Annotated in this window: 19 protein-coding genes; 10 read left to right on the forward strand and 9 right to left on the reverse strand. The window is 63.5% G+C overall.

Annotated features, from left to right (window positions below; genetic code table 11):
* The first annotated feature begins 65 nt into the window (after positions 1-65).
* On the forward strand, positions 66-815 hold the full coding sequence (locus tag ACGYLX_RS11870; RefSeq protein ID WP_394449658.1) for an SDR family oxidoreductase: 750 nt from the start codon (positions 66-68) through the stop codon (positions 813-815).
* Positions 812-1426 (forward strand): enoyl-CoA hydratase/isomerase family protein, encoded by a 615-nt coding sequence (locus tag ACGYLX_RS11875; RefSeq protein ID WP_394449660.1) that lies wholly within the window; start codon positions 812-814, stop codon positions 1424-1426. The genes ACGYLX_RS11870 and ACGYLX_RS11875 overlap by 4 nt, the downstream gene beginning before the upstream one ends.
* Here ACGYLX_RS11875 and ACGYLX_RS11880 read toward each other — a convergent pair.
* Positions 1423-1728: an HNH endonuclease gene (locus tag ACGYLX_RS11880; protein WP_231886283.1), complete on the reverse strand. Its 306-nt coding sequence runs from the start codon at positions 1726-1728 to the stop codon at positions 1423-1425. The genes ACGYLX_RS11875 and ACGYLX_RS11880 overlap by 4 nt on opposite strands.
* A gap of 121 nt (positions 1729-1849) precedes the next feature.
* Between ACGYLX_RS11880 and ACGYLX_RS11885 the strand changes: the two genes are divergently transcribed.
* Positions 1850-3028, forward strand: a complete 1179-nt coding sequence (locus tag ACGYLX_RS11885) for a TIGR03862 family flavoprotein (RefSeq protein WP_394449662.1) — start codon at positions 1850-1852, stop codon at positions 3026-3028.
* Here ACGYLX_RS11885 and ACGYLX_RS11890 read toward each other — a convergent pair.
* From ACGYLX_RS11890 to ACGYLX_RS11910, 5 genes are all read right to left on the reverse strand, one after another.
* Entirely contained in the window at positions 3025-3618 is a 594-nt protein-coding gene (locus tag ACGYLX_RS11890) for a glutathione S-transferase family protein (RefSeq protein WP_394449664.1), read from the reverse strand. The two genes, ACGYLX_RS11885 and ACGYLX_RS11890, sit on opposite strands and share 4 nt — an antisense overlap.
* Before the next feature lie 19 nt (positions 3619-3637).
* Entirely contained in the window at positions 3638-4636 is a 999-nt protein-coding gene (holA, locus tag ACGYLX_RS11895) for a DNA polymerase III subunit delta (RefSeq protein ID WP_067261716.1), read from the reverse strand.
* Positions 4633-5133 (reverse strand): LPS assembly lipoprotein LptE, encoded by a 501-nt coding sequence (lptE, locus tag ACGYLX_RS11900; RefSeq protein WP_394449666.1) that lies wholly within the window; start codon positions 5131-5133, stop codon positions 4633-4635. Before lptE ends, holA begins: the two co-directional genes overlap by 4 nt.
* Positions 5120-7693 carry a leucine--tRNA ligase gene (gene leuS / locus ACGYLX_RS11905; protein ID WP_394449668.1) on the reverse strand — a complete coding sequence of 858 codons (2574 nt, stop codon included), beginning with the start codon at positions 7691-7693 and terminating at the stop codon, positions 5120-5122. The genes lptE and leuS overlap by 14 nt, the downstream gene beginning before the upstream one ends.
* 82 nt (positions 7694-7775) lie before the next feature.
* Entirely contained in the window at positions 7776-8270 is a 495-nt protein-coding gene (locus tag ACGYLX_RS11910; RefSeq protein ID WP_394418136.1) for a DUF3576 domain-containing protein, read from the reverse strand.
* Between the two features lie 280 nt (positions 8271-8550).
* Here ACGYLX_RS11910 and ACGYLX_RS11915 point away from each other — a divergent pair, with 280 nt between their 5' ends.
* Positions 8551-9435 carry a porin gene (locus ACGYLX_RS11915; RefSeq protein ID WP_394449670.1) on the forward strand — a complete coding sequence of 295 codons (885 nt, stop codon included), beginning with the start codon at positions 8551-8553 and terminating at the stop codon, positions 9433-9435.
* Between the two features lie 102 nt (positions 9436-9537).
* The gene (locus ACGYLX_RS11920) at positions 9538-10191 is read left to right on the forward strand and encodes a YggS family pyridoxal phosphate-dependent enzyme (RefSeq protein WP_394449672.1); all 654 of its coding nucleotides are present in this window, start codon (positions 9538-9540) and stop codon (positions 10189-10191) included.
* Here the strand turns inward: ACGYLX_RS11920 and ACGYLX_RS11925 are convergent.
* Positions 10181-10675, reverse strand: coding sequence for a L,D-transpeptidase (locus ACGYLX_RS11925; RefSeq protein ID WP_394449674.1), 495 nt, complete (start codon positions 10673-10675; stop codon positions 10181-10183). The two genes, ACGYLX_RS11920 and ACGYLX_RS11925, sit on opposite strands and share 11 nt — an antisense overlap.
* Positions 10672-11763: a GTP cyclohydrolase II gene (gene ribA / locus ACGYLX_RS11930; protein ID WP_394449676.1), complete on the reverse strand. Its 1092-nt coding sequence runs from the start codon at positions 11761-11763 to the stop codon at positions 10672-10674. Before ribA ends, ACGYLX_RS11925 begins: the two co-directional genes overlap by 4 nt.
* Positions 11764-11925: 162 nt before the next feature.
* Between ribA and ACGYLX_RS11935 the strand changes: the two genes are divergently transcribed.
* The 5 genes from ACGYLX_RS11935 (at position 11926) to ACGYLX_RS11955 (ending at position 15515) form a co-directional block, all read left to right on the forward strand.
* Complete coding sequence (locus ACGYLX_RS11935; RefSeq protein ID WP_067261731.1) at positions 11926-12612, forward strand: response regulator transcription factor; 687 nt, start codon at positions 11926-11928, stop codon at positions 12610-12612.
* 288 nt (positions 12613-12900) lie between these two features.
* Positions 12901-13689, forward strand: a complete 789-nt coding sequence (locus tag ACGYLX_RS11940; protein ID WP_394449678.1) for an exodeoxyribonuclease III — start codon at positions 12901-12903, stop codon at positions 13687-13689.
* Between the two features lie 54 nt (positions 13690-13743).
* Positions 13744-14664: a thioredoxin gene (gene trxA / locus ACGYLX_RS11945; protein ID WP_394449680.1), complete on the forward strand. Its 921-nt coding sequence runs from the start codon at positions 13744-13746 to the stop codon at positions 14662-14664.
* Positions 14665-14691: 27 nt separating this feature from the next.
* Positions 14692-15336 carry an LON peptidase substrate-binding domain-containing protein gene (locus ACGYLX_RS11950; protein WP_394449682.1) on the forward strand — a complete coding sequence of 215 codons (645 nt, stop codon included), beginning with the start codon at positions 14692-14694 and terminating at the stop codon, positions 15334-15336.
* Entirely contained in the window at positions 15333-15515 is a 183-nt protein-coding gene (locus ACGYLX_RS11955) for a Trm112 family protein (RefSeq protein WP_394449684.1), read from the forward strand. The genes ACGYLX_RS11950 and ACGYLX_RS11955 overlap by 4 nt, the downstream gene beginning before the upstream one ends.
* Positions 15516-15530: 15 nt before the next feature.
* On the opposite strand, the gene ACGYLX_RS11960 is transcribed toward ACGYLX_RS11955, so the two are convergent.
* The gene (locus ACGYLX_RS11960; protein WP_394449686.1) at positions 15531-16757 is read right to left on the reverse strand and encodes an FAD-dependent oxidoreductase; all 1227 of its coding nucleotides are present in this window, start codon (positions 16755-16757) and stop codon (positions 15531-15533) included.
* Between the last annotated feature and the right edge of the window lie 57 nt (positions 16758-16814).

Here is a 16814-nt window from a genome sequence, read left to right on the forward strand (position 1 = left end):
CCGGGTTGATCGGCAGATTACCACAGCCCTCAAGCAATGTACAAAACAAGCGGAAGGATCCCCCCATGGACGTGACAGGCAAGACGATCATGATTACCGGCGCCAGCCGGGGCATCGGCGCCGCCGCCGCGCGTGTGTTCGCCGAGGCGGGCGGCAATGTCGCCCTGTTGGCGCGCAGTCAGGATGCCATCGCCGAATTGGCCGGAGAATTGGGCAAACAGGCCATAGCCATCCCCTGCGACGTGACCCGCTATAACGAGCTGACCTCGGCGGTCGAGACCACACGCCGGGCTTTTGGCGGGCTCGACGTGCTGATCAACAATGCGGGCGTGATCGACCCGATCTCGCTCATGGGAGAGGCTGATCCCGCGGATTGGGCCAAGGCGATCAACATCAATGTCACGGGGGTCTTCCACGGCATGCGGGCGGCGCTGCCCTTGATGAAGGAAAACGGCGGCGGCACGGTGCTGACGATCTCTTCAGGCGCGGCGCATAACCCGGTGGAGGCTTGGAGCCACTACTGCGCGTCCAAGGCGGCGGCGAATATGCTGACCCAGTGTTTGCACCACGAAGAGGGCGGCAACGGCATCCGCGCCATCGGCCTGTCCCCCGGCACCGTGGCCACCGACATGCAGCGCGACATCAAGGACAGCGGCGTGAACCCGGTCAGCCAGTTGGATTGGGACGTGCATATCCCCGCCGATTGGCCCGCCCGCGCGCTGCTGTGGATGTGCGGCCCGGAGGCGGATCGTTTCTTGGGCGATGAGATTTCCCTGCGCGACGAAGGCATCCGCAAGGCGGTGGGCCTGATATGATCGAGCTTGACCGCGCGGGCGACATCTGGACCGTCACGATCAACCGCCCCGACAAGGCCAATTCCCTGACCCATGCCATGCTGGTCGAATTGGCCGAGATCATGGAAGAGGCGCAGGCCGCCCGCGCGGTGATCCTGACCGGGCGCGGCAAGGTGTTCAGCGCCGGGGCCGATCTGGACGAAGCCCGCGCGGGCCTTGCGAAATCGGATGTTTGGGAGCGTCTGTCGGGCGCGGTGGCCGCCCTGCCGGGGTTGAGCATCGCCGCGCTCAACGGCACTTTGGCGGGCGGCGCGATGGGCATGGCGCTGGCCTGTGATCTGCGCATTGCGGTGCCGGGGGCGAAGTTCTTCTATCCGGTGATGAAGCTGGGCTTCCTGCCGCAGCCCTCTGACCCGGCGCGGATGGCGGCGCTGATCGGCCCTGCGCGGACCAAGCTTTTGCTGATGGGCGGGCAAAAGATCACGGCGGAAGAGGCGCTGACTTTTGGCCTGATCGACCGCATCGTTGCGGCGGAGGAGGTGCAGGAACACGCGCAGGCGCTGGCCGCCGACACAGTGGCGGCAAGCCCGGTCATCGCGCAGGAAATCAAACGGATGTGCGGCCCCGCCTAACGTTTGCGCGTGCCGCCCGGCACTTTGGAGCGGAAGCCGGGCGGGCGTTTCGCCACCCATGCGGCGAATTTGGCCAGCCGCGGATGGCTGCGCAGTGCTTCGGGCGTGTTGTAGTGCCGCGCCAGTTCGGTCTCGGTCAGGGCGGCGTGCACCTCTCGGTGGCAGATGTGATGCATCAGCACCGTCGGCCCGCCCTTGCCGCCGCGCAGCTTGGGGATCAGGTGATGCAGGCTCTGTGGCACGTCCTCAGGGATGGGCCGGTGGCAGAGCGGGCAATGTGGCACGGTTTCGCCTTGGGTCACGGTCTTCCCTTTCGCTTGCATTGCAGGGCCACGGCAGGCAAGAGGATGTGTCAAATCCTCCCTAAGGCAAGGACAGGCCCATGGCTTCCCCGTCAGACAAGCAGACCCAAGGGCGCGCCGCGTGACCCGCGCCTTGGTCATCGGGGGCGGCCCGGCGGGGCTGATGGCGGCAGAGGTCATGGCGCAGGCGGGGCTGTCGGTCACGCTTTGTGAGGCGAAACCTTCGGTCGGGCGCAAGTTTTTGATGGCAGGCAAATCCGGGTTGAACCTGACCAAGTCCGAGCCCTTCGCCCCCTTCCTCGCCGCCTATGAAGAAGCGCAGCCTGCCTTGCGCCCGATGCTGGAGGCTTTCGATGCCCAAGCGGTGCAGGACTGGGCCGAAGGGCTGGGGCAAGCGGTCTTTACCGGCTCCACCGGGCGGGTTTTCCCCCGTGCAATGAAAGCCTCGCCACTGCTGCGGGCATGGCTCGCGCGGCTGGCTGAAGGCGGGGTGACGATCAACACCCGCTGGCACTGGCGGGGCTGGGAAGGGGATGCATTCACCTTTGATACGCCCGGCGGGCGGGAAGCGGTCGAGGCCGATGTGACGGTGATGGCCCTTGGCGGGGCGAGTTGGCGGCGGCTTGGCGCCACTGGCGAATGGGCGCCCCTGCTGGTGGCGCGTGGCGTGGACCTGCAGGATTTCGCCCCGGCCAATGTCGGGCTGTTGGTCGATTGGTCCCCGCATATGACGCGCCATTTCGGCGCAGCGCTAAAAGGGGTGGCGTGGCGCGCGGGCCTCTACCGCTCCCGCGGGGAGGCGGTGATCTCGGCCCGTGGGCTGGAGGGGGGCGGCATCTATAGCGTCTCGCGCGGGCTGCGCGAGGGGCAGGGGCTGACGCTTGATTTGCTGCCGGACTTCAAGGCCGACGAGGTGGCGGCGCGTTTGGCAAAGCCGCGCGGCAAGGACAGTCAGGCCAACCATCTGCGCAAACGGCTGAAGCTCAGCCCCGCCCAGATCGCACTGCTGCAAGAGATGGCGCGCCCGTTGCCGCAGGAGGCCGAGGCGCTGGCCGCCTTGTTGAAGAACCTGCCCATCGCCCACGCCGGGCTGCGACCGATGGATGAGGCGATATCAACGGCGGGGGGCATAGCGCTCGACGCGCTGGACGCGGGGCTGATGCTGCCTGCGCTGCCGGGCGTCTTTGCCGCCGGGGAAATGTTGGATTGGGAAGCGCCCACGGGCGGCTATTTGATCAACGGCTGTCTGGCGACCGGCCATTGGGCGGGCCGCCATGCTGTGGAGTGGGCGCGGGGTTAACCGTCTTCCTTGGCCATCGCGGCCACGAAAGCGGGGCGTTCGCGTAGAGATTTCGCCCAGAGGTTCAGTTTGTCATCCACCCGTGGGAATTTCGCGCCGATCGACCAGTTGATGCAATGCACCGCCAAAAGGTCGGGCAGGGTGATCTGATCGCCCATCAGGAAAGGCCCCTCAAGCCGGTCGGACAGGGTGCTGGCCGCACGTTCGAACTCGGCCTTCAGGCTGTCCTTGATCGCGGGCACGCGGGCCTCTTCGGGGAAGACGAAACTGTGCTTTGCCGCAGCCCAGAGCACCGCGTCAAACTCATCGATCAGCCAAAAGGTCATCGCATCCTGCCGCGCACGGGCGGGCGTGCCGGCGGGGGCGGTGAGCGCCCCGTGTTTGTCGGCGAGATAGGTCATGATGGCAACGGAATCGGTCAGCACCTCATGGCCGTCCTCAAGCGCGGGGATCTTGCCCGAAGGGTTGAATTTGCGCGCCTCGTCCGAGCGGGGTGCTGCGGGGTTCAAATCGTAGGGCTGGCCCAGTTCTTCGAGCATCCACATGACGCGAAAGGCGCGGGTCTTGGTGCCGCCGATGACTGTGTACATTGAATTTCCTCTCCCAAAATCAACGTTGTGCGCCCAGCATCGCCAGACGGATAAAGGCCCGTTCGACCAGCGCTAACGCCGGGGCGTGCTGGCCTGCGGAGCGCAGCTTGAGGTCCGTCTCGGTCAGCACTGCCAGCGCGGTTTCCAGCTTCACCGCGCCCCAGTTGCGGGCTTGGCGCATCGCACGGTCGCGGTCGCGCACGCCGTAGATCGGCGCGCCGGGGTTGGCGGCGATGCGGTAGAGAGTGCGGAAATGCCGGGTGGCCATGATGGTCAGGGTCACCGGGTTCACGCCTTGGCCTTGCAGCTTGCTCATCACCGGGCCGATCTCGGCGGCGCGGGTCTCGGCCACCACATGCAGGATGTCGTCCACCTCGGCCTCGGTCGAGGTGGGGGCGCAGGCGGCGATGTCATCTAGCCCGATGTTGCTGCTGTCGCCCAGTTTATAGAGCGTGATCTTCTCCAGCGTTTGCCGGAAATCGCCGGGGTCGAGGGTGCGGGCCAGATCGGTCAGGGCGGCCATGGCGTCGGCCTCAGGCGTGAGCTTCGCGTCTTTCAGCATCTGCTCGATCTCGGCCCGGTCGGGCGGGTTGTCGTAGATCGCGGTGGCAAAGGCATTGGGGTGGCTCTCAAAGGCCTTCAGCACTTTCGAGGTCTTCTTGAGATCGCCCCCGGTGACCACGATCTGCGCATCGCCCGGCTGCCATTCCTTGAGCGCGTCGAGCAGGATTTTCGCGATATTGTCATTCGCCTCTTCCACCAACGCGGCACGCGGACCGGGGAAGAAGCCCACCGCCTTGATCGCATCCAGCAGCATCGCCGGGTCGCGGCGCAATTCGCCCGCGGGCATCCGGCTGAGGCGCATTTCCTCTTCGGCGTTGGGGCCGAGGAGGTTTTTCAGAAACTCCTGCCGTTTCAACGCCACGCGCATCGCGTCGCTGCCATAGATTAACAGCCCCGTGCGCGCGGGATCGGGCCGCGCGAAATAGGGTTTCGCCTCGCGCGGGGTCAGTTTCATTGGGGTAGGTCGGCCGCGTAAAGGCGGCTGATTACGAGGTCGGCCAGAATCACCATCAACCGCTCCTGCGCGTCCGGTTCCGCCGCGCGGGTCGCGACGGTGGTGCCGGTGGCGGAATAGCCGGTGAAGCTTTCGACCTTGCCCGAGGTCACGATCTGCCCGCTGTCGAGGTCACGCAGCGCATAGGCGGTGGTGCCGACAAGGTTGTAGCGCCGCGTGTTGCCTTCGCTGTCGATGGCCAGCCCGTCTTCGACCGTGGTGGTGGTCAGGGCGAGCCCCCAGCGGGGGGTGGCCGCGCGGCCAAGGCGGCTTTCCACCTCGCGCACCAGAAAATAGCCAAAGCGGTCTTCCGGTGCGTCCACCAACACACGGTTTTGCAATGCCGTGCCCGCGCCGCCGGGGCCATAGATCGGCTCGAACCCGCAGGCGGCAAGCGCCAGTAGGGGCAGGGCCAGCAGGAAGCGGCGGCGCATATGGGTGGGCTTAGGCAACGACATTCACAATCCGTCCGGGCACGACGATGACCTTTTTCGGCGTGGCCCCGTCCAGCGTTCGAATGACAGCTTCATGCGCCAGCGCGGTTTTTTCAACCTCTTCCTTCGGCATATCGGCGGGCACTTGGATTTCCGCCCGGCGTTTGCCGTTGATCTGGATCGGCAGGGTCACGGTGTCGTCGACCAGCATCTTCTCATCCGCTTTGGGCCATGGGGCCTTGGCGATCAGCCCTTCGCCACCCTGATGCGCCCAAATGTCTTCCGACAGGTGCGGGGTCATCGGCGACATGAGCTGCGCCAGAGTCATGATCGCTTCGCGCTGCGCGGCGTAGCCCGCCTTGGATTTCTGCAAGGTCGCGGTAAAGGCATAGAGCTTGGCAATCGCGGCGTTAAAGCCAAAGGATTCGATGCCCATGGTCACGTCATGGATCGTCTTATGCAGGGCGCGCAGCAGGTCGTCGTCGCCCGAGCCCGCCGCCTCGCGGTCCATCTCGGCCACGCGGTCACAGATGTTCCACACGCGCGAGAGGTGTTTATAGGCGGCTTCCGCGCCGGAGGCGGTCCATTCCACGTCCCGCTCGGGGGGCGAATCGCTCAGCACGAACCAACGCGCGGTATCGGCGCCGTAGTTCGAGATGATGTGCAGCGGGTCGACGACGTTCTTCTTGGACTTCGACATCTTGGCGGAAGGGACGATCTCAACCTTGGTGCCATCGGCAAGTTTGCCATCGGTCACCTCTTCGGGCAGGTGATAGACCGGGCGGCCATTTTCGTCGCGCGTCTGGTAGATCTCATGGGTCACCATGCCTTGGGTGAAGAGCGCGTCAAACGGCTCCACCGCGCTTTCGGGCAGGTGGCCGGTGATCTGCATCGCACGGGCAAAGAAGCGCGAGTAGAGCAGGTGCAAAATCGCATGTTCAATGCCGCCGATATATTGATCGACGTTCATCCAGTATTGCGCGTCTTCCATGACCGTCGGCGTCTCGGCACGCGGCGCGGTGAAACGGGCGAAATACCACGAACTGTCGACGAAAGTGTCCATCGTGTCGGTCTCGCGCAGGGCGTCCTTGCCGCAGGCGGGACAGGTGCAGTTGCGCCATGTCGGGTGCCGGTCGAGCGGGTTGCCCGGCGTGTCGAAGCTGACGTCGTAAGGAAGCTCTATCGGCAGGTTTTCTTTCTTTTCGGGCACCACGCCGCAGTCGTCGCAATGCACGACCGGGATCGGGCAGCCCCAGTAGCGCTGGCGCGAGAGGCCCCAGTCGCGCAGGCGGTATTTTGTGACGCCATGGCCGATGCCATTGTCTTCGCAAAAGGCGATGGCGGCATCGACGGCCTCTTCGCCGGTTTGAGATTCGTTACCAGCGAACCCGCGCGTATACCTTACACGTTCGCTTTTTGGTGGTACGTAAGCTCCGCTGGTATCTTGGCTAAATTCAATCGGAAGGCCGTTCTCACCAAGTGGCGAAAGCGGTTCAAAAACTGGAATGATCGGCAGATCGTATTTGGTCGCAAAGTCAAAATCGCGCTGGTCGTGGCCGGGGCAGCCGAAAATCGCGCCGGTGCCATAATCCATTAGGATGAAGTTGGCGATATAGACCGGCAATTCATGCGCCGTGTCAAAGGGATGGCGCACGCGGATGCCGGTGTCATAGCCCAGCTTCTCGGCGGTCTCGATCGCTTCCTCGGTGGTGCCGCCCTTGCGGCATTCGGCGCAGAAGGCGGCTACGGTTTCGTCGTCGCGTTCCAGCGTCTTGGCAAGCGGATGGTCGGGCGAGATGCCGACGAAGGAAGCGCCAAGCAGCGTGTCGGGGCGGGTGGTATAGACCTCGATCCGGTCAAAGCCCTCGGGCGCTTCGATGGTCGAGAAGGCAAATTGCAACCCGCGCGACTTGCCGATCCAGTTGGCCTGCATCAGCTTCACCTTGGCGGGCCAGTTGTCGAGGCTATCGAGCGCCGAGAGCAGTTCTTCGGAATGGTCTGAGATCTTGAAGAACCACTGCGTCAGCTCGCGCCGCTCCACCGGCGCGCCGGAGCGCCAGCCGCAGCCGTTCTCGACCTGCTCATTGGCGAGCACGGTCATGTCGACCGGGTCCCAGTTCACCACGGCGTTCTTGCGGTAGACAAGGCCCTTTTCGAGGAAGTCCAAAAACAACGCCTGCTGCTGGCCGTAGTAGCCGGGATGGCAGGTGGCAATCTCGCGGCTCCAGTCGATGCTGAGGCCCAAGGGCTTCATCTGCTTTTTCATCTCGGCGATGTTGTCATAGGTCCAATCCGCCGGGTGGCCGCCGATGGCCATGGCGGCGTTCTCGGCGGGCATGCCGAAGGCGTCCCAGCCCATCGGGTGCAGCACGTTATGCCCAGTCGCGATCTTGTAGCGCGCGATCACGTCGCCCATCGTGTAGTTGCGCACATGGCCCATGTGGATGCGCCCCGAGGGGTAGGGGAACATCTCAAGCACATAGTACTTCGGCTTGTCAGCGTTGCGAACAGCCTGAAAAATGCCGTCCTTTTCCCAGGCTTGCTGCCAGCGGGCTTCGATCTCGGCGGGGGTATAGCGGGGCATGAGGGGACCTTCGTGACATGAAAAACGCCGGGCTGCTGTTTTCACAAGGCCCGGCGTTGGAACGGTGTTGAGTTAAGCGGGCTCAGAATTTGCTGTCGGACACGCGCATCTCACGCGCTCGGCTGAGGATCGCATCCTCGACCGCGCGGGTGGTGGCCCGTGCCACGGGCTGGCCGCCCGAGGATTGCAACGCCACATTGAGCGAACGCGCGTCCAGCGCCGGATCGTCGATCAGCACGGTGGCGCGATAGGCACGGCCACCGCCCGGCGGGGTGCCATAGCCTGTGACGATCACGCCGGTGAAAGGGTCGACCGATTGCACGGGCAGGAAGTTCAGCACTTCGAGCGAGGCCGACCAGAGGTACTTGTTCACCGAAACGCTGGTGTCGGTGTTCTTGCGGTTGAAGATCGACCAGATCGTATTGTCGGGATTGGTCTCGATGTTATTGGGGTTGTTCGGATTGGTGTATTGATCCGGAAGCTCTCTGGCCGGGCTGCCAAAGCGCCCGCCACAGGCGGTGAGCGCGCTGAGCGCCAGAACGGTGATTGCCAATTTGCAAGCGGTACGAAGGGCCATTGCAGCTTTCCTTTGCCTGTTTGCGCTCCGGTCTATCCAAGCAGGCCCTTATCGGCAAGGTCTATGTCATAGGAGTGCACGAGGCAGCACCGGGCGCCGCTATGGGCAAAGGCGCAGCCGTGGGGCAGGAGAACTGTGGCATAGCTGCACCAACCCCGGCGACATTGCGGGTGGGGAGGCCGTGAACCTTGCCAAGTGCAGGGGATTGGGGGCAAACAGCCTGCATACCCTTACCGGATTCCCCGGTCTGGGCATATGAATTCAAACCGAGGGAAAACTCATGAAAAAAGTTCTCTTCGCTACAACAGCCCTGGTTGCGACCGCCGGTGTAGCAGCAGCAGACGTGACATTCGGCGGCTACGGCCGTTTCGGTATCATGTACAACGACAACGACTCCAACGCTCTGCTGGACAGCTCCACAGACCTGACATCGCGTATGCGTCTCCAGATCGACGCGACTGCTGAATCCGATGCAGGCGTTGTCTTCGGTGCACGTGCACGTATCCAAGCTGACGGCAACGGCACCACCAACGGTGCAGGCGCAGACTTCAACGGCGTTCGTTACTTCGCACGCTCCGGCGGCTTCGAAGTCGGCGTTGGCAACATCTTCGGTGCTCTGGAATCCATGCCGGGTCAGTACCCGATCGACCTCGGCCTGACCGGTCTGGGCTATGACTACACCGTGTACACCGGTGCAGACGCCTACACTTCCACAGGCGACGGCGCTCTGAACGGCGTTGAAGTTCTGTACTCCGCAGGCGACCTGGCAGTTCACGTTTCGGCTTCCGACGTCAACGACCGCGTTGCTGGTTACGTTGCCTACACATGGAGCGGCTGGACCTTCGCAGTTGGTGGTCAGGACTCCGATGACGCGTCCGACACCGAGTGGACAGCGACAGCTGGTGGTTCCTTCGGCGTTGCTGACGTAACTCTGGCATATGCCGACAACGGCACTTCCGGTGACCGCGTTGTTCTGGCTGGCCGCTTTGACGTTGGCGCAGCAACAGACATCGAAGTCTATGTTGGTGACGAAGACGGTTCCGACACAGGCTACGGCATCGACTTCAACCACGACCTGGGCGGCGGTACTTCGCTGCGCGGCGGTGTGGCCAAGCAGTACGACGGCGACACGGTTGCCGACATGGGTGTTCGCTTCAACTTCTAAGTTGAACGACATACTCTGAATATTGGGGCAGGCCTTTCGGTCTGCCCCTTTTCTTTTACTCAAGGCTGTTGTTTTCTGCGCGCCTGAAATGGAGGGCCGAAAATGAGTCTGAGCGACATCCAAAACCGCATCACGAAAGCCGAAGCCGATGCTGGTCGCGCGGCAGGGTCGGTCAAGCTGATCGCCGTCAGCAAGGTTCAGCCCGACGCGCGTGTGCGTGCGGTCTTGGAAGAGGGGCATCGCTCTTTCGGAGAGAACCGCGTGCAAGAGGCGGCCGGCAAATGGCCCGGCTTTCGCGAAGATTTTGACGGCATTGATCTGCACATCATCGGCCCATTGCAAAGCAACAAGGTCCGGCAGGCGATGGAGCTGGCCGAAGCGATCCACACGGTCGACCGTCCCAAACTGGCCAAGACCATTGCGCGGTTGGCGCAGGAAATGGGCCGCTGTCCCGACCTCTTCATTCAGGTGAATACCGGCGAGGAAGAGCAGAAGGCCGGCGTGATGCCCCGCGACGCGGATGCGTTTATCGCCGAGTGTCGCGCGCTGGACCTGCCTATTAAGGGGCTGATGTGCATCCCGCCGGTGGACGAGGCGCCGTCGCTGCATTTCGCGCTGCTGGCCAAGATCGCCGCGCGCAACGATCTGAGCGGGCTGTCGATGGGCATGAGCGGCGACTTCGAGCAGGCCATCGCACTGGGCGCCACCCATGTGCGTGTGGGGGCCGCCATCTTCGGCGAGCGGGTTAGCGGATAATCAACCGCGTTGCCGGGCCTACGTGCATAGCGATCTCATGCAGATCGCCCCGCGCAAAGGCGATGCACCCTTCGGTCGGATAGCCGGGCCGCCGCCATTGGTGAATAAAGATCGCAGAGCCGCGGCCCGCTGTGGCATCGGGCCAGTTCCAGTCGGTCAGGATCACCAGATCGTAAAGCGGATCGGCGCGGCGCAGGGTCTCATGGCTATGGGGGTAGGGCGCGCGGACGCGGTGGTTGTAATCGGCTTGGCCACTGGCGTCGGACCACAGATCGCCCGGACCGATCGGCTGGGCCCAAGCGCTTGGCGCCGGGATGCGGTCAGGCCGGTAGAGCATTCCTACCAGACGATGCACCCCGCGCGGCGTGGCCCCATCGCCCTCGCGTTTGTCATCGGTCAGCCCACCCTTGCCGATGCTACAGGCATAGCGCCGCCGTTGAAACCGCAGCCCCGTCGGCGTCAGCACCATGTCATTCGGGGTCATAGCAGATGCCCCGACTTCGCGGCTTTGGTGGCCAGATAGGCGCTGTTGTGGCGGTTCTCGCCCACGGCCAGCGGGACGCGCTCGGTCACGGCGATGCCGCTTTGCTCCATCATGCCCACCTTGCGCGGGTTGTTGGTCAGCAGGCGCACGGCGGAGAACCCCATTGAGCGCAGGATGTCGGCCCCGAGGCGGAAGTCGCGTTCGTCATCCTCGAACCCCAGCCGATGATTGGCTTCGACCGTGTCAAATCCCTGATCCTGTAGGGAATAGGCGCGCATCTTATTGGCAAGACCGATGCCGCGGCCCTCTTGGTTGAGGTACAAAAGCACGCCATGCCCTTCGCCGCCCATCTGCGCCAGCGCGGCGCGTAGTTGTGGGCCGCAGTCGCATTTCAGGCTGCCCATCAGATCACCGGTGAAACAGGCCGAATGCAGGCGGCAAAGCACCGGCGTGTCGCGGGCAGGGCGGCCGATTTCGATGGCGTAATGCTCCTCGCCGCCATCCTCGGGGCGGAAGATATGCAGACGCCCGGCCTCGGAGACCTCCATCGGCAGGCGGGCGTTTACCACCGGATGCAGCGCGCTGCGCTCGGCAAGGATCGGGGCGGCGGCGGTAAGGTCGATCAAGGTCAGACCATGCGTCCGCGCGAAATCGGCCCCCTGCGGCAGATCAAGCACCAGTGCGGCGGGCAGCATCCGCGCGGCTTTCACCAGATCAATCGCGGCGCGATGCGCCGCCGTATCGCCACCCCGCGCGGTCTGAAGTGGCCCTTTCATCGGGGCGCGCAGGTCATCCGCCGGATCGGCGATGCTTTGCACCCAAGCAGGTGTCGCCCCCTCAGGCAGCAGCACCCGGGCGAGATTGCCATCATAGACCCGCGCCTTGAGCGTTTCGGCCCGCCGCGCCGTGATCGCCAGCACCGGCGCACCGCCCAAGGCCAGCACATCCGCAAGGCGCTGTGCGGTCAGCGTCTCTGCTGCCAGCACGAGGGCGGCCTGCGCCCCATCCGCCAGAATCACGGGCACGCCCATGCGCAGATCGGCCCGCGCACGCGCCAGTTGTTCGGTGATGTCCGGGGCGAAACTCATGGTTTGTTGCAACTCCGCAAAGGCTTCCCCGTCTATCTAGGTTATATCGCAAGGAATTGAAACATTTCACGCTTTGTTGACACGAGGCTGTGAGACAGTGGTCACATCCCTTGTCCGGGCCCCGCCCAAGGCGCATGTATAAGGCAACAGACGGAGAGACAGATGGCCCAGCTTAAGAAAATCCTGCTTGTCGATGACGACGATGACCTGCGCGAAGCGCTGAGCGAGCAGTTGATCATGACCGAGGATTTCGACGTTTTCGAAGCGGCCAATGGCACCGAGGCGATGACCAAGGCGAAAGAGGCGCTTTACGATCTCATCATCCTCGACGTGGGCCTGCCCGATACCGATGGGCGCGAGCTGTGTCGCCTGATGCGCAAACAGGGGGTGAAAAGCCCGATCCTGATGCTGACGGGCCATGACACCGATGCCGACACGATCCTCGGCCTTGATGCCGGGGCGAATGACTATGTCACCAAACCGTTCAAATTCCCGGTCCTTCTGGCCCGCATCCGCGCGCAGCTGCGCCAGCATGAACAGTCCGAAGATGCCGTCTTCCAGCTCGGGCCCTATACGTTCAAACCCGCGATGAAGGTGCTTACCACGGAGGACGACCGCAAGGTGCGTCTGACCGAGAAAGAGACCAATATCCTCAAGTTCCTCTACCGCTCCAATGACGGTGTGGTGCCGCGCGATGTGCTGCTGCATGAGGTCTGGGGCTATAACGCAGGCGTCACGACGCATACGCTTGAAACCCATATTTACCGCCTGCGGCAGAAGATCGAGCCTGACCCCTCGAATGCCCGTTTGCTGGTGACGGAATCCGGTGGCTATCGCCTGATGGCATAAAAACCGGGAACCAATTCCGACCCCCGTGGTTGGAATACCTGAGAGGCGGGGTTTTCATGACCCGCACCTCGGTTTGAAGCCCGACTTTTGTACCCGGGTAAAGGTACATACCTCCCTGTTGGACTGGCCGGGCCTTTGTGCCCGGTCTTTTTTTTGGGGGGGGGGCGCCCCGGCCCGGAATCAAGCCGTAGGCAATGGCCCTCACCGCAAGGAAGCCCCATTTCCGCATGGCACCCCCGCGCCGCCCGCGTTACTGTGCCGAACCACCCCCAGACCGGAGCCTCCCCCATGTCCTTTACTCTCGCCACTTGGAACATCAACTCCGTCCGCCTGCGCGAGCCATTGGTGCTGAAACTGCTCGCCGAACACGGGCCGGATGTCCTCTGCTTGCAGGAATGCAAAAGCCCCGTGGACAAGATCCCGGTCGAGGCGTTCAAGGCGGCAGGCTACACCCATATGGTCGCGCGAGGGCAGAAGGGCTACAACGGCGTGGCGATCCTGTCGAAACTGCCGCTGGTGGACGCGGGCGATCAGGATTTCGCCATGCTGGGCCACGCCCGCCATGTGGCGGCCAAGCTGGAGAACGGCGCGACGATCCACAACTTCTACGTCCCCGCAGGCGGCGACAAACCCGACCGCGAGATTAATGAGAAGTTTGGCCAGAAGCTTGATTACCTGTCGGAGATGCGCGACTGGTTCCATGGCGAGAAGCCCGAGAAGTCGATCCTTGTGGGCGACCTCAACATCGCCCCGCGTGAGGATGACGTCTGGGATCACAAGAAGCTGCTAAAGATCGTCAGCCACACCCCGGTCGAGGTCGAAGCGCTTGGCGCGGTGCAGGATGCGGGCAATTGGGTCGACATCACGCGGCAGGATGTGCCGGAGGGCAATCTCTATAGCTGGTGGTCCTACCGCGCCGCCGATTGGGATGCCGCCGACAAGGGCCGCAGGCTGGATCATATCTGGGCCACATCGGATATCGCGCAGGCCGGGCACTCCAGCCACATCGTCCGCGATGCGCGCGGTTGGGAGAAACCCAGCGACCACGCGCCGGTTTTTGCCAGTTTTGACCTTTGAATCGCGCCCCCGCACGTCCATATAAGGCCAAACGCGATTAGCGAGGATAACAGCATGACCGACCTGAACCTTTCCACCGCCGCCCCTGCGGATGCCGATCTGATCAAGGACACGACCGAGGCGACCTTCATGGCTGATGTGGTCGATGCCTCGCAAACGGTGCCGGTCATCGTTGATTTCTGGGCGCCGTGGTGCGGCCCTTGCAAGACGCTTGGCCCGATGTTGGAGGACGCTGTCCGCGCGGCCAAGGGCGCGGTGAAGATGGTGAAGGTCGATGTCGATCAGGCCCAGAACATCGCCGGTCAGTTGCAGATCCAATCCATTCCCACGGTCTATGCCTTCTACAAAGGCCAGCCGGTCGACGGTTTCCAAGGCGCGCTGCCGCAGTCCGAGATTAAAGCCTTCGTCGACCGTGTGGTAAAAGCGGGGGGCGGCGAAGCGCCCGGTGACACGCTGGCCGATGCCGTCGCCGCCGCCGAAGAGATGCTGGCCGAAGGGGCCGCCGCCGACGCGGCACAGACCTTTGCCGCGATTCTCGAAGAAGACCCGATGAACGCGCCCGCCTATGGCGGCATGGTTCGGTCTCACATCGCCATGGGCGCATTGGATCAGGCCGAAGCCTTGCTGAACGGCGCGCCGATCGAAATCTCCAAAGCCCCCGAACTCGAAGCTGCCCATGCCCAGTTGCAACTGGCCCATCAGGCCGCCGATGCCGGCCCCGTGGCCGAGCTGACCGAGAAGGTCGAGGCCAACCCCGACGACCATCAGGCGCGCTTCGATTTGGCCCAAGCGCTCTATGCCCATGACAATGCCGAGGCTGCCGTCGACCACCTGCTAGAGCTTTTCCGCCGCGATCGGGAGTGGAACGAAGGCGCCGCCAAGACGCAACTTTTTACTATTTTCGAAGCACTTAAGCCCAATGATCCGGTGGTGCTGAATGGCCGTCGCAAACTGTCATCAATGATATTTGCCTGAGGCGTCGGTCGCGCTAAGTCCCTTGTCATGATCAAGCCAGCAGAACTGCCCAAGACTATTGCGATCTTTCCGTTGGCAGGGGCGCTGCTGCTGCCCCGCTCACGGCTGCCGCTGCATATCTTTGAGCCGCGCTATCTTCAGATGATCGAAGACGCGCTCAAGACCGACACGCGGTTGATCGGCATGGTCCAGCCCAACGAACTGCCCGGTCGGGACGGCCATGGGCTGCACCAGATCGGCTGCGCGGGCCGCATCACCCAGTTTTCCGAGACCGAGGATGGCCGGTATATGGTGACCCTTGGCGGCATCTCGCGCTTTCGCGTGGTGGAGGAGATCGAGGGTTTCTCCCCCTATCGCCGCTGCGATGTGAATTGGGCGGGCTTTGACCGCGATCTGGGCGAGGATGAGGTCGACGACAGCTTTGATCGGGCGCGGTTCCTTGACCTATTGGGGCGCTATTTCGACAGCCGCGGCCTTTCTGCCGATTGGGACACGTTGAAAGATGCCGAGGATGAGTTGCTGATCAACTCCCTGTCGATGATGCTGGAGTTCGAGGCCGAGGATAAACAGGCGCTGCTGGAGGCGCCTTCGCTGGAAACCCGGCGGGAGACATTGGTGACATTGATCGAATTCGCGATGCGCGGCGGTCAGGAAGAGGGCTTGATGCAATGACGGACGTGACCGTTCAATTCGACCGCCGGATGCTGGAGGCATTGATCTGCCCGCGCACCCAGACGACGCTGACCTATGACGCGGAAAAGCAAGAGCTGGTGTCGAAAGCCGCCGGCTTGGCCTATCCGATCCGCAATGGCATTCCCGTCATGCTGCCGGATGAGGCACGGAGGCTGTAACGGCCCGCAACCCGGTCAAAGGGGCTTGCCACGCATCAATCGAGGTAGGTCACCCGTCAGCCCCGCCGCTTCGCGGATGAAAGTGCGGCGTAGACCGGGCAGGGCGTTGATCGCGGCCATGCCCATATCGCGGGCCAGCCGCAAAAGCGCGTTATCGTTCGAGAACAGTCGGTTGAAGCTATCCGTAGCCAGCGCGAGGCTCGCATTGTCGAACCGTCGCCATTCCTGATAGCGCGCCAGTACCGCATCATTTCCGGGGTCTTCGCCCCGGCGGGCCGCATCGGCGATGACTTCGGCCAAGGCTGCCACATCGCGCAGTCCCGCGTTCAAGCCCTGACCTGCAATGGGGTGCACCCCATGCGCCGCGTCGCCCAAAAGCGCCACACGTGGCGCGGTCATGGAATGGGCCAGCGACAGGCCCAGCGGATAGCTGTAGCGCGGGCCGGTCAGCGAAAGCTCCCCCAGAAAACTGCCAAAGCGGGGGCGCAGCACCTCAAGGTATTGCGCATCCGGCAGGGCGTTGATCGCGGCGGCATTGGCGCTCGCTTCGCTCCAGACGATCAGGGAGCGATTGCCGGTCAGCGGCAGGATCGCCAGCGGGCCGGGGGGCATGAAGAATTGATGCGCGATGCCGTGGTGCGGCTTTTCATGATCCACCACGCAGACCAGCGCCGTCTGACCATAGGACCATGCGACACGCTTGATGCCCGCGCGTTCCGCCGTGCCGCTGGCGCGGCCATCGGCCCCCACCGCCAGCCGTGCGCGCAGGGTCTTGCCGCCCTCAAGCGTCAGAGTGATGCCGGTCGGCGCCACCGATTGCCCCGTAACGCGGGTGTCGTTCATCATGGTGATCGCCGGATCGGCGGCGGCAGCTTTCAGCAGCGCGCGGCGCAGGTGACGGTCTTCGACCATCTGCCCCATCGGGCCTTCTTCGATCTCGGCATGGTCGAAATGCATGAACATGGGCGAGGGGCCGGTGCCGGCGCGCCCGTCGGTGACCTTGATCTCCAGCATCGGCTGGGCGTCATCCGCGATGTTGGGCCAGATGCCGATGCCTTCCATCAACCTGACCGAGGTCAGCGCCAGCGCATAGGCGCGCCCGTCGAAGGCGGCGTTCTCAAAGGTCTGTGCGGGCTGGGCGTCAATCACCGTTACGCGCAATCCCGCGCGGCTGAGGGTCAAGGCAAGGGCGGGGCCGTTCAGCCCACCGCCGATGATCGCGATATCGTGGTCAAAATCCATGGCCCTAGATATGACCTGCGCGCGGGGATTGTCCATGCGCCGAACGGTCGCTAGGTT

The organism is Sulfitobacter sp. 1A13496, from assembly GCF_043557225.1.
In the GTDB taxonomy this organism is placed as follows: Bacteria; Pseudomonadota; Alphaproteobacteria; order Rhodobacterales; family Rhodobacteraceae; genus Sulfitobacter; species Sulfitobacter faviae.

Bases quoted from the DNA above. Each gene is read 5' to 3' on its own strand.
- leuS (WP_394449668.1), bottom strand. From the start codon at position 7,693: ATGCCCCGCTATACCCCCGCCGAGATCGAAGCCCGCTGGCAGCAAGCC.
- ACGYLX_RS11940 (WP_394449678.1), top strand. From the start codon at position 12,901: ATGTCCTTTACTCTCGCCACTTGGAACATCAACTCCGTCCGCCTGCGC.
- ACGYLX_RS11875 (WP_394449660.1), top strand. From the start codon at position 812: ATGATCGAGCTTGACCGCGCGGGCGACATCTGGACCGTCACGATCAAC.
- ACGYLX_RS11920 (WP_394449672.1), top strand. From the start codon at position 9,538: ATGAGTCTGAGCGACATCCAAAACCGCATCACGAAAGCCGAAGCCGAT.
- lptE (WP_394449666.1), bottom strand. From the start codon at position 5,133: ATGTCGTTGCCTAAGCCCACCCATATGCGCCGCCGCTTCCTGCTGGCC.
- holA (WP_067261716.1), bottom strand. From the start codon at position 4,636: ATGAAACTGACCCCGCGCGAGGCGAAACCCTATTTCGCGCGGCCCGAT.
- ACGYLX_RS11910 (WP_394418136.1), bottom strand. From the start codon at position 8,270: ATGGCCCTTCGTACCGCTTGCAAATTGGCAATCACCGTTCTGGCGCTC.
- ACGYLX_RS11935 (WP_067261731.1), top strand. From the start codon at position 11,926: ATGGCCCAGCTTAAGAAAATCCTGCTTGTCGATGACGACGATGACCTG.
- ACGYLX_RS11870 (WP_394449658.1), top strand. From the start codon at position 66: ATGGACGTGACAGGCAAGACGATCATGATTACCGGCGCCAGCCGGGGC.
- ACGYLX_RS11955 (WP_394449684.1), top strand. From the start codon at position 15,333: ATGACGGACGTGACCGTTCAATTCGACCGCCGGATGCTGGAGGCATTG.
- ACGYLX_RS11915 (WP_394449670.1), top strand. From the start codon at position 8,551: ATGAAAAAAGTTCTCTTCGCTACAACAGCCCTGGTTGCGACCGCCGGT.
- ACGYLX_RS11925 (WP_394449674.1), bottom strand. From the start codon at position 10,675: ATGACCCCGAATGACATGGTGCTGACGCCGACGGGGCTGCGGTTTCAA.
- ACGYLX_RS11890 (WP_394449664.1), bottom strand. From the start codon at position 3,618: ATGTACACAGTCATCGGCGGCACCAAGACCCGCGCCTTTCGCGTCATG.
- ribA (WP_394449676.1), bottom strand. From the start codon at position 11,763: ATGAGTTTCGCCCCGGACATCACCGAACAACTGGCGCGTGCGCGGGCC.
- ACGYLX_RS11960 (WP_394449686.1), bottom strand. From the start codon at position 16,757: ATGGATTTTGACCACGATATCGCGATCATCGGCGGTGGGCTGAACGGC.
- ACGYLX_RS11950 (WP_394449682.1), top strand. From the start codon at position 14,692: ATGATCAAGCCAGCAGAACTGCCCAAGACTATTGCGATCTTTCCGTTG.
- trxA (WP_394449680.1), top strand. From the start codon at position 13,744: ATGACCGACCTGAACCTTTCCACCGCCGCCCCTGCGGATGCCGATCTG.